The organism is Sporosarcina sp. G11-34, from assembly GCF_026931025.1.
The window spans coordinates 165,218-177,580 of record NZ_JAHNZW010000007.1; the positions used below are offsets into that span (position 1 = coordinate 165,218).

Annotated in this window: 11 protein-coding genes; 5 read left to right on the top strand and 6 right to left on the bottom strand. The window is 42.2% G+C overall.

The window, feature by feature from the left end:
• Nucleotides 1-28: 28 nt before the first annotated feature.
• The 5 genes from KSU66_RS11890 to KSU66_RS11910 all read left to right on the top strand — a co-directional run bounded on the left by KSU66_RS11890 (nucleotide 29) and on the right by KSU66_RS11910 (nucleotide 5,065).
• On the top strand, nucleotides 29-1,678 hold the full coding sequence (locus KSU66_RS11890; RefSeq protein ID WP_329958812.1) for a glycerol-3-phosphate dehydrogenase/oxidase: 1,650 nt from the start codon (nucleotides 29-31) through the stop codon (nucleotides 1,676-1,678).
• Nucleotides 1,679-1,734: 56 nt separating this feature from the next.
• Nucleotides 1,735-2,304 carry a glycerol-3-phosphate responsive antiterminator gene (locus KSU66_RS11895; RefSeq protein ID WP_269051677.1) on the top strand — a complete coding sequence of 190 codons (570 nt, stop codon included), beginning with the start codon at nucleotides 1,735-1,737 and terminating at the stop codon, nucleotides 2,302-2,304.
• Between the two features lie 190 nt (nucleotides 2,305-2,494).
• Nucleotides 2,495-3,325 carry an MIP/aquaporin family protein gene (locus KSU66_RS11900; protein ID WP_269051678.1) on the top strand — a complete coding sequence of 277 codons (831 nt, stop codon included), beginning with the start codon at nucleotides 2,495-2,497 and terminating at the stop codon, nucleotides 3,323-3,325.
• 30 nt (nucleotides 3,326-3,355) lie between these two features.
• A complete protein-coding gene (gene glpK / locus KSU66_RS11905; RefSeq protein WP_269051679.1) occupies nucleotides 3,356-4,849 on the top strand; it encodes a glycerol kinase GlpK in 1,494 nt (497 codons plus the stop codon).
• Between the two features lie 72 nt (nucleotides 4,850-4,921).
• Nucleotides 4,922-5,065 (top strand): hypothetical protein, encoded by a 144-nt coding sequence (locus KSU66_RS11910; protein ID WP_269051680.1) that lies wholly within the window; start codon nucleotides 4,922-4,924, stop codon nucleotides 5,063-5,065.
• A 259-nt stretch (nucleotides 5,066-5,324) separates the two neighbouring features.
• On the opposite strand, the gene KSU66_RS11915 is transcribed toward KSU66_RS11910, so the two are convergent.
• From KSU66_RS11915 to KSU66_RS11940, 6 genes are all read right to left on the bottom strand, one after another.
• Nucleotides 5,325-6,500: an amidohydrolase gene (locus KSU66_RS11915; RefSeq protein WP_269051681.1), complete on the bottom strand. Its 1,176-nt coding sequence runs from the start codon at nucleotides 6,498-6,500 to the stop codon at nucleotides 5,325-5,327.
• 2 nt (nucleotides 6,501-6,502) lie between these two features.
• Nucleotides 6,503-7,732 carry a Zn-dependent hydrolase gene (locus KSU66_RS11920; RefSeq protein WP_269051682.1) on the bottom strand — a complete coding sequence of 410 codons (1,230 nt, stop codon included), beginning with the start codon at nucleotides 7,730-7,732 and terminating at the stop codon, nucleotides 6,503-6,505.
• Nucleotides 7,733-7,749: 17 nt separating this feature from the next.
• Entirely contained in the window at nucleotides 7,750-8,937 is a 1,188-nt protein-coding gene (locus tag KSU66_RS11925) for a hypothetical protein (RefSeq protein WP_269051683.1), read from the bottom strand.
• 276 nt (nucleotides 8,938-9,213) lie between these two features.
• Nucleotides 9,214-10,098, bottom strand: coding sequence for a peptidylprolyl isomerase (locus KSU66_RS11930; protein ID WP_269051684.1), 885 nt, complete (start codon nucleotides 10,096-10,098; stop codon nucleotides 9,214-9,216).
• A 76-nt stretch (nucleotides 10,099-10,174) separates the two neighbouring features.
• On the bottom strand, nucleotides 10,175-11,581 hold the full coding sequence (locus tag KSU66_RS11935; protein WP_329958814.1) for a HAMP domain-containing sensor histidine kinase: 1,407 nt from the start codon (nucleotides 11,579-11,581) through the stop codon (nucleotides 10,175-10,177).
• Nucleotides 11,578-12,279: a response regulator transcription factor gene (locus KSU66_RS11940; RefSeq protein ID WP_269051819.1), complete on the bottom strand. Its 702-nt coding sequence runs from the start codon at nucleotides 12,277-12,279 to the stop codon at nucleotides 11,578-11,580. The genes KSU66_RS11935 and KSU66_RS11940 overlap by 4 nt, the downstream gene beginning before the upstream one ends.
• Nucleotides 12,280-12,363: the final 84 nt, after the last annotated feature.

The window sequence follows — 12,363 nt, forward strand, 5'->3', positions numbered from 1 at the left end:
ATATATATATTCAAAGGAGAAGATGATAATGGCTGGATTTTCGGCTTTAGAAAGAACTGCTACGTTTGAAAAGATGAATACCGAGGATTTCGATTTACTAATTATTGGGGGAGGCATTACGGGCGCGGGTATCGCTTTGGATGCGGCGACACGGGGACTAAAGGTTGCTCTCGTTGAGATGCAAGATTTTGCATCGGGTACATCGAGCCGTTCGACGAAGCTTGTTCACGGCGGCTTGCGTTATTTGAAGCAATTTCAAATTAAGGAAGTGGCGGAGCTTGGAAAAGAGCGTGCGATTGTGTATGAAAATGGTCCGCATGTTACAACACCCGAATGGATGTTATTGCCGTTCCATAAAGGCGGCACATTTGGCAAGTTCTCGACCTCTTTTGGGCTAAGAGTTTACGACTTTTTAGCTGGGGTCAAGAAGAAGGAAAGAAGAACGATGCTCTCTTTGGATGAAACGATTCGCAAAGTACCAATCGTCAAAAAAGACGGTTTATTGGGAGGCGGATTGTATGTTGAGTATCGTACAGATGACGCCCGTTTGACGATTGAAGTGATCAAAGCCGCCGAAGCCAATGGAGCGGTCATTACGAATTATGCAAAAGCTGAGCGGTTTATATATAACGAAAAAAATCAGGCAATAGGCGCGGAGATTAAAGACGTACTGACGGAAAAAACGATTTCCATTCGTGCGAAAAAGATTGTCAATGCGACAGGTCCATGGGTAGATGACGTGAGAGAAATTGACGGTTCGAAGAGCAAGAAGCATTTGATTTTATCTAAAGGGGTCCATCTAGTGTTTGATCAATCCGTTTTCCCTCTTCAACAAGCGGTCTATTTTGATGCGCCCGATGGACGCATGGTGTTTGCGATTCCGAGAGACGGCAAAACGTATATAGGAACAACGGATACATTTTACGATGGAGATCGCGTGTCAATCGATATTACGAAGGAAGACCGCACATATATTATGGGCGCAATTCGGTATATGTTCCCTGATTTACAAGTTGTAGAAACCGATATCGAGTCGGGCTGGGCGGGGATTCGTCCGCTTATCCACGAAGAGGGTAAAGATCCTTCTGAGATTTCGCGAAAAGATGAAATTTGGGAATCTGAAAAAGGTCTCATTACAATTGCAGGCGGGAAACTGACAGGTTACCGAAAAATGGCAGAGACCGTCGTAAATATCGTTGTAGAAAAATTAAACGAAGATGGAAATGAGAAATTTGGTCCTTCCATTACGAAAAATTTACCGATTTCAGGTGGCGATATCGGGGGTTCCTCTAAGCTAGAGCAATTTTTAAATGAAAAAAGCAGGGAAGCCGTTCGTTTGGGGCTTGAAGAACAAGAAGGACGCAGACTGTCGAAAATGTATGGATCCAATATCGATACAGTCCTTTCTTATTTAGAAGAACCGAAAACACCGATTCCACGGGTTTTATATGCTCAATTAATGTATGCAATTCATCACGAAATGGCTGTGAAGCCTACGGATTTCTTTATTAGAAGAACAGGCGCCTTATTATTCGATATGGCTACGGTAATGGCATGGAAAGACCATGTCCTAGCCGAGATGTCGGGCTTGTTCGGATGGACGGAAGAAGAACGGATGCACTATGCAAAGGAATTAGACCAAGAAATTACAACGGCTACAACTGCGGTCGAGTTCTAATTGAGTTATAATAGGTGATCAATCATTTCAAACAATTAGCAGAGAGGAATGACGCCATGCCTTTTCATAAGCAGAAAATCTTGCCAGCATTACGGCATTTGAAGCAGTTGGAACCTTTGTTAAATAGCCCTTATGAATATATCGTCTTACTGGAGGTTCATATAAGCAATTTGAAAACGATCAAAAATGAAGCGGATCGCCATCGTAAAAAGTTAATTATTCATGCGGATTTAATCCAGGGATTGAAAACGGATGATTATGCCGCAGAATTTCTTTGTAATGACATTCGACCGGCGGGCATTATATCTACGCGTTCGAATATGATTATGAAAGCGAAGGCGAAAGGCATTATTGCGATTCAACGGATGTTTTTATTGGATACAATCGCATTGGAGAAAAGCTATTCGCTAATCGAGCGAACGAAGCCGGATTATATTGAAATTTTGCCGGGTGTTATTCCGCAACTGATTAGCGAAGTGAATAAGCGAACTGGAATTCCAATTATTAGTGGTGGATTGATTCGCTCGGAAGCGCATGTTCATGAAGCGTTGGCCGCCGGAGCAAAAGCAGTGACGACGTCCAATCAGCAGCTTTGGTCGGCATTTTTGGACGATATAGACCGATGAAGATTGTTGACAAAAGTTTGGCCCTTTTATAGACTATTGATAAGTTCATAAAACGTGGTTGAGTATTGAGGTCCACATTTAGTCATTCCGCATAAGGCGGTGATTAAATGTGGACTTTTTTTGCTGTCTAGGCCACTTTTGTTTTTTTGTAGATTTATTCGTAATCGCTTACAAATAGGAGGATGTAATGATGACGCCGTTTTTGGGGGAATTAGTTGGTACAATGATTTTAATCATTTTTGGGGCAGGAGTTGTCGGTGGGGTACTGATGAAAAACTCCAAGGCGGAAGGTTCTGGTTGGATTGTTATTACCATTGGATGGGGTTTGGCAGTTGCAATGGGCGTCTACGCGGTTGGAAATTTCAGTGGTGCCCATTTAAAACCGGCTGTTACAATCGGGATGGCATCTATTGGTGAATTTCCGTGGGCGGATGTACCAAGTTATGTCACCGCACAAATGATTGGTGCAATGATTGGAGCCGTTATTATTTACTTTCACTACTTACCGCATTGGCAGGAAACAGAGGATCCCGATTTGAAATTGGCCGTGTTTGCAACAGCGCCGGCAATTCGTCATCCGCTTTCGAATTTGACGAGTGAGATTATCGGAACGTTTATTTTACTTTTAGGGCTACTAACAATAGGAGCCAACGAATTTACGGAAGGCTTGAATCCACTAATCGTCGGAGCATTGATTGTTGCAATTGGCGTGTCGCTTGGAGGAACAACAGGTTATGCGATTAATCCCGCGCGCGACTTGGGACCGAGAATTGCCCATTTTTTCCTTCCAATTGCGGGTAAAGGTTCTTCTGACTGGGGCTACGCTTGGATTCCGGTTGTCGGACCAATCATTGGTGGCTCATTCGGAGCCCTCTTTTACAAGCAAGTTTTTGAAGGTGTAAATAGTATCGGGTTTTGGATTGTTGGAGCGATTACGCTGGCCGTCTTATTAGGGGCTCAATTCACGATTAGAAAAGAAAAGGTAGTCATTTTGAATCCAAAAGTTGCGAAAAGAGTATAATTAATATAAAGAACCATAGGAGGAATGAGCATGACGGACAAATATATACTGGCGCTCGACCAAGGAACAACAAGTTCACGAGCGATTCTGTTTGATAAAAAAGGAGCGATTTTTCATACATCTCAACAGGAATTCACTCAATATTTCCCGAAATCAGGTTGGGTGGAACATAACGCGGACGAAATATGGAGTTCGATTTTAGCTGTTATTGCGGGTGTATTGTCGGAGAAAAATATCGATGCCAAGCAAATCGAAGGAATCGGTATTACCAATCAACGGGAAACGACCGTCGTGTGGGATAAAAATACAGGAGATCCAATTTATAATGCAATTGTCTGGCAATCACGCCAAACTGCCGAAATCTGTGAAGAATTAAAAGTGCAAGGACATAGTGATACATTCCGTGACAAGACGGGCTTGCTCATCGACGCTTATTTTTCGGGTACGAAAGTAAAATGGATTTTGGATAATGTTGAAGGTGCCAAAGAGAAAGCAGAGCGGGGCGATCTTTTATTCGGTACGATTGACACTTGGCTCGTTTGGAAGTTATCGGGCGGTAAAACACACGTTACTGATTATTCGAATGCTTCAAGAACACTGATGTACAACATTTACGAGCTCGAGTGGGATCAAGAATTGCTCGATATTTTAGGTGTGCCGGCATCGATGCTTCCTGAAGTCCGTTCTTCTTCAGAAATCTATGCACATACGGATGAAGATTTATTCTTCGGCTATCGGGCCCCGATTGCGGGAATTGCGGGCGATCAGCAGGCGGCTCTTTTTGGTCAGGCTTGTTTTGAAAGTGGCATGGTGAAAAACACGTATGGAACAGGCTGCTTTATGCTTATGAATACGGGTGAAAAAGCCGTTAAGTCAGAGCACGGTTTGCTAACGACGCTTGCGTGGGGAATTGACGGGAAAGTGGAGTATGCATTGGAAGGCAGTATTTTTATTGCAGGTTCAGCTATTCAGTGGTTACGTGACGGGCTTCGTATGTTCAGAAACTCATCCGAAAGTGAACGATATGCAAAACGGGTGAATTCAACAGATGGGGTGTATGTCGTTCCTGCATTTGTCGGGCTTGGTGCCCCGTATTGGGACAGCGATGTACGAGGAGCTGTTTTCGGATTGACAAGAGGTACATCGAAAGAGCATTTTGTTCGCGCAACACTTGAGTCGCTTGCTTACCAGACGAAAGATGTCTTAGATGCAATGGAAGCAGATTCGGGCATTTCATTAAAAACATTACGCGTGGACGGCGGAGCAGTGGAAAATGATTTCCTCATGCAATTCCAAAGTGATTTATTGAATGTGCCGGTTGAACGCCCTGTTATTAATGAAACAACAGCATTAGGCGCTGCTTACTTAGCTGGATTGGCAGTTGGTTTTTGGAAAGATCGTTCAGAAATCGCTGCACATTGGCAAATTGACCGCCCATTCCAACCTGAAATGGAACAAACAGAGCGGGAAAACTTATACGGCGGCTGGCAAAAAGCGGTCAAAGCGGCAATGATATTTAAATAAGTAGGCAAATTAAACAGGCTATCAAAGCACCCGGTATGAGAGGGTGCTTTGATAGCCTGTTTGTAATGGGGAGTGAAGTTTACTAAAGGGGAAGAGTTGACAATAAGTCCGATAGAGTGGAGAATGCCGGGTAAAGTGCTGACATTCGGCGTGAAAGGGTGGACATCGGGAAAAAGAGCTGACAATAAGTCCGATAGAGTGGAGAATCCGGGGTAAAGAGCTGACATTCAGAGAGAAAGAGTGGACATCCGTAAAAAGAGCTGACATTAAGTCCAATAGAGTGGAGAATCCCGGGTAAAGAGCTGACATTCAGCACGAAAGAGTGGACATCCGTAAAAAGAGCTGACAATAAGTCCGATAGAGTGGAGAATCCCGGGTAAAGCGCTGACATTCGGCAAGAAAGAGTGGACATCCGATAAAAGGACAATCATTCACAAAAAAAAGGAAAAGCCCAAGGGCTTTTCCTTCCAATTAATCACTTATTCAAATAAACCCATGCATACTGCGCATACAGTTCTGCTCCTGTTGCAAGCGCATCTTCGTCGATGTCGAAATTGCCGTGGTGATGTGACCACTCGGTATCTTTTTCTGGGTTTCCGCTACCGACAAGCGCGAAGCTGCCGGGTGCTTTGTCGAGGAAGAACGAGTAATCTTCCGCGCCCATTGTCGGTTTTTCGTTAAAGAGTACATCTGGACCAAATGCTTCAGTAGCCACTTGTTGAACGAGATGGGCACTTGCTTCGTCATTGATGACAGGTTGTGTTCCGCGAATATATTCAACTTCAGCAGTTGCTCCGTATGTCGCGGCAACATTGTTTGCGTAAACTGTGATGCTTTTTTCAATATGATCGCGAGTATCTTGGTTGAACGTACGAACCGTTCCTTCGATAAGCGCATTTTCAGCAATAACGTTAAACCGGGTACCGACTTCCATTTTTCCAACCGTAAGAACAGCCGCATGCTGCGGATCAATCGTCCGAGAAATGATTGTTTGGACATTCATAACGAATGAAGAAGCAACGATTGCCGTATCGATACAATCTTCAGGAATCGCCCCGTGACCGCCTTTTCCGATGAATCGTACTTTGAAAATATCTGCTGCTGCAAATGAGGGTCCTGGAGTACAAGAAATTTTATGCGTTGGCATTTGTGACCAAATATGAATGCCGAAAACGTTATCGACATTTTCCATCGCGCCTTGGTCAACCATCGCTTTTGCCGCTTGCGCAATTTCCTCCGCGGGTTGGAATAATAAACGCACATTGCCCGGTAACTCGTCTTTGATTTCAGACAATGCTTTTGCGGCGATAAGAAGCATAGACGTATGTGCGTCATGCCCGCAAGCATGCATTTTTCCTTTTGTTTTCGAAGCGTATGGCACATGCGTGTTCAATTGTTCAACAGGTAATGCATCCATATCGCCGCGTAATGCAACAGTTTTACCACCAGATGCCCCTTGAATTTCCGCAACGACTCCTGTTGGATCTATTTTGCGGTAAGAGATACCAAGATCATCTAGATATTCGCATATAAATGCAGTCGTTTTAACTTCTTCCCATGGCAACTCGGGCTCGCTATGTAGTTTCCGACGAAGTTGAACCAGCTCATCACTATAGTTAAAAATGGCATCCTTAATTGTTTTACTAATCATGTCTACCTTGCCTCCGTTAACCTTTTTATCGTTTCAAATAAAATATCTGTTCCGTTCGCCAGATGACCCGCATCCGACCATTCTTCTGGACAATGGCTTAACCCGTCTTTACTTGGGATGAATACCATTCCGCAAGCGGTGAAATCAGAAAAGACCATTGCATCATGACCTGCTCCGCTGTTCATCGAACAATAAGGTATATTAAGCTTTTCGCTCGCTTCCTTCAACAAAGATATGATTCCATGATCAAGTTCTTTCGGTGCAATATAAAGCTTCTGTTCAGCCGAGATACTGATTCCGTCCCGGTTTACAGATTCAATAAGCTTTTCTACGTTACGAACTGCGTTTAGTACATGCTCTTCTTTTCCCGAGCGAATATCAAGTGTAAAGACAACTTTATCGGGGATTACGTTCGCTCCGTTAGGAAACACGTTAAGTCGCCCCGTCGTAATAACTGTCCCTTCGCCTTCTTCAATTGCAATAGTAGGTAAGTTAGCAATAATTTGTGCTGCAGAAACGAGTGCATCGGAACGACGGTTCATCGGCGTGGTCCCGGCATGTCCCGCCTGTCCTTGGACGGTTACTTCGAGCTGTGTCAATCCGACAATTGCTTCAACAACACCAATTTGGATATCTTTTTCTTCAAGAATTGGCCCTTGTTCGATATGGAGTTCAAGAAATGCACGAATCGTTTCAGGGTTTCGGAACTTCTCCTTTGTCGCATCAAGCCCGATTTCGGTCATCGCAGCTGTCGCCAGCACACCGTTTTCATCAGCCAGCTTGTTAAAGTCTTCTTCTGAAAGTAAACCCATCATCCCTCTAGATCCCATCAAGCCGCCAGCGAAACGAGATCCCTCTTCTTCAATAAGCGCAATAACTTCAAGTGGGTATGCGGGTTGTACGTTTTGTTCTTGAAACAGTGCAGCGATTTCTAACCCGACGACTACTCCCGCAGTCCCGTCATAGGCACCACCGTTTGGAACCGAGTCGAAATGGGAGCCGACAATGACAGAAGGTGCATCTTGTAATGTACCTTCTAGTTTGCCGAATATATTGCCTAACCCGTCCTCCGTCACCGTAAGACCGTACTCATTCATTTTTTCTTTAATGTATTTTCGTGCATGTAAATCTTCTTTACTATACGTTAGCCGAGTGACGCCTTCACCGGGTGTAGCCGTGAACTGGCTTAATAATTCGATATGATTTTCAATACGCTGTTGATTTGCTTTCATTACTTATCCCTCCACCTTTACAATAATGCAACGAAGAAACCTGCTAAAATGACTGAAACAATTGTAACACTTATAAATCCACCGACGAGCATAGGCGGCATCATATGACTTGTTAACGCTTCTCTTTCTTTCTTATCTTCTGTCAATGAATTAATCACTTCGTTCGTAATAATGTAGTCGGCGGGGAATCCGTACAAAGCAGTTAATGAAACCGCAAAAGCCATTTCTTTACTTACTTTTAAAACTTTCCCGATGAAGAACGAGAAGATGTACATTCCGATGACACCCAACATGATACAAACAATAAGTGGATAGATAATTTCAAGCATCATGGATGGTGTTGCAACTTTCAAGCCATCAAAAACGAACAGCATAAGTACAAGGATTGCCATTCCGAAACCATTCGCTTTTTCAAGCACTTGGCGTTCTAAGAATCCAACACTAGCCCCGATGATTCCAAATAACAGACAAAGAACATATGGACTAACAGTAACGATTGGTGCAAGCCAAGTAGAAGTGAGATACGCAAGATACCCAACAAAAGCTAATCGGAAAAATTTGAAATAAGAAGTATTATATTTTTCCGGTAGATTCTTAAACATTTTAAGTCCACTTTGGGACTCATCGCCTGATGATTCACTTGTTTCTTCGACGACCAATTCGCCTTTGCGATACTTTTCAAGAAGTCTTTTCCCTTCTTTATTTAAAACAATAGAAGTGAGAGGATATCCAGCAAAGCCTTGCATCGCGTAAATGACGATTGCAAATACGGACAACGTAGTAAGTCCAGCTGCCGTGGCACCTTCGGACATGATTAAGGCAGATACAATTCCGCCAACTAAAGGAGGTATTGCAACAATAACGGTCTCAAAGTCAAGAATAAGTATTCCAATTCCAAATAAAGCTACGACAATTCCTAAAATACCTGAAAGAGAAATTAAAATCGTTTTCCATTGTTGCTTCAATTGCTTAACGGATAGTAATGTACCCATATTTGTAATCAGTAAGTAAATCATCATTGAAGCAACGACAGGCGGTACACCTGCTACTGCGACGATGTCTTGCGGAAAAAACGTCCAATAACCGAGTAGGAAAAGAACAGCACAAACAAAAACGGAAGGAACCCACGCTTTTGTACGAACAGATACAGCATCGCCAATGTATAAAACAGCAACGACAATTACTAAAGCTAGCATTTGAGACATATCATTTACTCCTTTTTAGTAGTGAATAAGTTTCATAATAATAGCATATAACTTTGTGAATTAATAGTCTAATCCGTATAATTAGAATAGTAATATTAGGGAGTAAAATAGAAACCTTATTGCAAAGGGATTAGTGATACATGGGATAACTTGATAGGTGGCAAAGGTTGACTGAAATAATTCTCTATTTTGAAATAAGTAATTGCCGGAATATTTAGTGTTCTATTATGAAATAAAAAAGGAAAAGCGCAAAGGCTTTTCCTAATCTACTGTTTATTATTTTGCTTCTTTTTCTGTCAATGTGTTCTTGATTTTATAGTTTGCTTTTACTTCATCCAAGTACTCGGGATATTCAGTCGTGAATTTCTCTTCAAGAAGTTGATTTTTTAATTCTTCTTTATGATCTTCAAAGACAGCTTCTGCTGCGGCTTTTTTATCTGTCACTTTAATAATATGATATCCGTGATCTGTTTTTACGGGATCGCTAATTGTGCCAGGCTCCATTGCAAAGGCAACGTCACTAAATTCGACAACCATTTTATCTCTAGGGAAGAAACCTAATTCTCCGCCTTCTTCTGCACTACCTGTATCTGTAGACAGTTCTTTAGCGAGTGTCGCGAAATCTTCCCCATCTTTCAATCTTTTCGCAACTTCTTTCGCTGTTTCTTCATCTTCAACTAAAATATGGCTTGCCTCTACTTGTTCAGGCTCAGCAAGGTCTTCTTTGTTTTCGTTGAATACTGTTTCAATTTCTTCGTCGGTTACTTTAAGACGTGGTTCAATCAGCTTTTGAATGGAAAGAAACTGAACGATGTTTTCTTTAAATTGTTTTTCAGTAATACCGTTTTGCTCTAAGACTGCTGTAAAAGCTTCTTCTCCACCGTATTGTTCGGCTTGAGTAGCGTATTCTGCGTCAACTTCTTTATCGGAAACTTTCACTTTTTCTTTTTTCACTTCAAGTGCAATGACTTTTTCTTCGATTATTGCATCGAGTGCTTCTTGTCCGTTTGCCTCAACGAGGAAATCATATAACTCGTCTTTCGTAATGTTTTCGCCATTGACCGTTGCAACAGTATCTCCTTTTGAAAACCCGGGCACCACAACAATTGCTATTGCAAGTATACCTGCCGCTAAAAGCGGAATTAACCATTTCTTACTCATAATTTCTCCTCCAAGTCATCGAATACGTTCCATACTACAACGTGAATGTGAACAAACTATTAACAAATGATAAAAACTACACATTTGGTAGCGTAATTGTAAATTTTGTACCTTGGCCTTTTTCACTCGTTACGTTGATTGTCCCATTATGCATCGTAATAAGCTGTTTTACAATAGATAACCCGAGTCCGAATTCCCCGTAAGGATTGGTCGTTCGCGATACAATTGCTTTGTAAAAACGACTCCATATTTTTTCGATATCGGCGGGGTCGATGCCAATACCCGTATCTTCAATTTCAATAATAGTTTCATGTTCTCCGGCAAAGCCGCGTAAAAATATGCTCCCGTTATCAGTAAACTGAATACTGTTTTTTGTAATGTTAATTAAAATCTGTGTGAGTCTGTCGTAATCCGCAAATACAGTAACTGTTGGGTCTACAGTAACGAAAATTTCATTATTTCGTTCAGTTGCCACGCCGTCGAGTTGGTCTTTAATAATTTCTAACATTTCAACGAGCTGAATGTCTTGCTTATGGAGTGTAATTTGATTGGCACGGATTTTTTCATAATCTAAGTTTTCGTTGACGAGACGAATGAGTCGCGTCGTTTCACTGCTCGCCAGACCGAGTCCTTTTTCTTTCTCCGAATCAGGAATCATATTGTTTTTCATGCCTTCGATGATGCCTTTAATCGTTGTGAGTGGTGTTCTTAGTTCGTGGGAAACATCGGCCATAAACTGTCGTCGGCGATTTTCCAAGTTTTCGATTTCTTCCATAGATCCGTTTAGTTTTTCTACCATTCCGTTGAAATCGCCTGCTAATTCGCCGATTTCATCGAAGTTGGAAGAAGGGATTCGGATGGAATAATCTCCCGCAGCAACCGTAGATGTAGCATCTCGCAGCCGCTTAATACGGTTCACGTGAAAGGTAGATAAAAACCAACTTAGTAAAAGCGCAATAACAAGTGCGATTAACGTCGTGTAAACTAAATACTCGTTCATTCGTGAAATGACTTCACGCGATCCTTTAATCGGAGATGTAAGAAGAATCCCTCCAACAAACTGGTTGTTATGAAGATAAGGAAGTAAAACAAATGTGACATCCTCGTTGAACCGTTTAAAATCTTGTTTAACCGTGACGGCATTGCCGTTTTTCAGATGTTGCCATTCCTCTTCGCTTAACTCGATAAGTGGCGTTTTCAGGCCTGTCGAATAAATGATGGCTGAGTTTTCATCGAATAGACTGTACTGAATATCCCGTCCATTTAAGACATGTCCATATTCCTGCAACGTACGTGTTGAATTTCGTTGATCTTGTTCGATGTCATTTAAAATGTTGGCGCCATATGTTGTTAGCTCTTCGGTTTTGTTTTCATAAACGAATTGTTCGACATAATGGGAGAACAGCAAACTCAAAATTAAAAAGGCAATAATGATGGTGCTAATATGGCTAGCTAGTTGTTGGTATAAGTATTTGATTTTCATAATTCGTCACCGGTTGTTTCGTCGAATCGGTATCCGACGCCCCAAACGGTATGGAAAAAGGGTTGTTTGTCTGTCGCAATTTTCGTGCGTAGCCGCTTAATATGGACGTCAACTGTCCGATCATCGCCGTAAAAGTCATATCCCCAGACGTTATCCAGCAACTGTTCTCTGGAAAATACTTGCTTTGGGTGCTGAACGAAATGGGAGAGAAGATCGAATTCTTTTGGCGTCAAATTAAGTACGGGCTTGCCGTTTAGCAATACTTCACGTGTGTTTTGATTGATCTTAAAATGATTGGTTTCAATGATACCTTCTTCTGTGGGCTGTTCTTTAAGCGAACCGTATCTACGGGTGACGGCTTTAATGCGTGCCATGAGTGCCAACGGGCTAAATGGTTTTGTGACGTAATCGTCTGCGCCCATTTCAAGTCCCAATACCTGGTCTGACTCGCTATCTTTGGCAGTGAGCATAATAATTGGACCCGCATAATTTTCTTTTCGGAGTTTCCGACAAATTGAAATGCCGTCCATGCCTGGTAGCATCCAGTCGATAATTAAGCAGTCCCACGTTCCTTCGCTTGCACGTTTATAACCTTCAAGACCGTCTTTTGCAAACTCGCCTTCGATGCCTTCTTTCGAAAAAAACATTTCAATCATCGTAGAGACACTTTCGTTATCTTCTATGACTAAAATTTTCACCAAATCGCATCTCCTTCCGTATTGCCGTTCATTCCAAAGTAAATCGAAAACGAGAAATAAGCAAATGGAAACACCTCTACCGGG

What these genes read in the sequence shown, in the direction of transcription:
- KSU66_RS11890 (WP_329958812.1), top strand. Translation starts at nt 29, where the DNA reads ATGGCTGGATTTTCGGCTTTAGAAAGAACTGCTACGTTTGAAAAGATG.
- KSU66_RS11895 (WP_269051677.1), top strand. Translation starts at nt 1,735, where the DNA reads ATGCCTTTTCATAAGCAGAAAATCTTGCCAGCATTACGGCATTTGAAG.
- KSU66_RS11900 (WP_269051678.1), top strand. Translation starts at nt 2,495, where the DNA reads ATGACGCCGTTTTTGGGGGAATTAGTTGGTACAATGATTTTAATCATT.
- glpK (WP_269051679.1), top strand. Translation starts at nt 3,356, where the DNA reads ATGACGGACAAATATATACTGGCGCTCGACCAAGGAACAACAAGTTCA.
- KSU66_RS11915 (WP_269051681.1), bottom strand. Translation starts at nt 6,500, where the DNA reads ATGATTAGTAAAACAATTAAGGATGCCATTTTTAACTATAGTGATGAG.
- KSU66_RS11920 (WP_269051682.1), bottom strand. Translation starts at nt 7,732, where the DNA reads ATGAAAGCAAATCAACAGCGTATTGAAAATCATATCGAATTATTAAGC.
- KSU66_RS11925 (WP_269051683.1), bottom strand. Translation starts at nt 8,937, where the DNA reads ATGTCTCAAATGCTAGCTTTAGTAATTGTCGTTGCTGTTTTATACATT.
- KSU66_RS11930 (WP_269051684.1), bottom strand. Translation starts at nt 10,098, where the DNA reads ATGAGTAAGAAATGGTTAATTCCGCTTTTAGCGGCAGGTATACTTGCA.
- KSU66_RS11935 (WP_329958814.1), bottom strand. Translation starts at nt 11,581, where the DNA reads ATGAAAATCAAATACTTATACCAACAACTAGCTAGCCATATTAGCACC.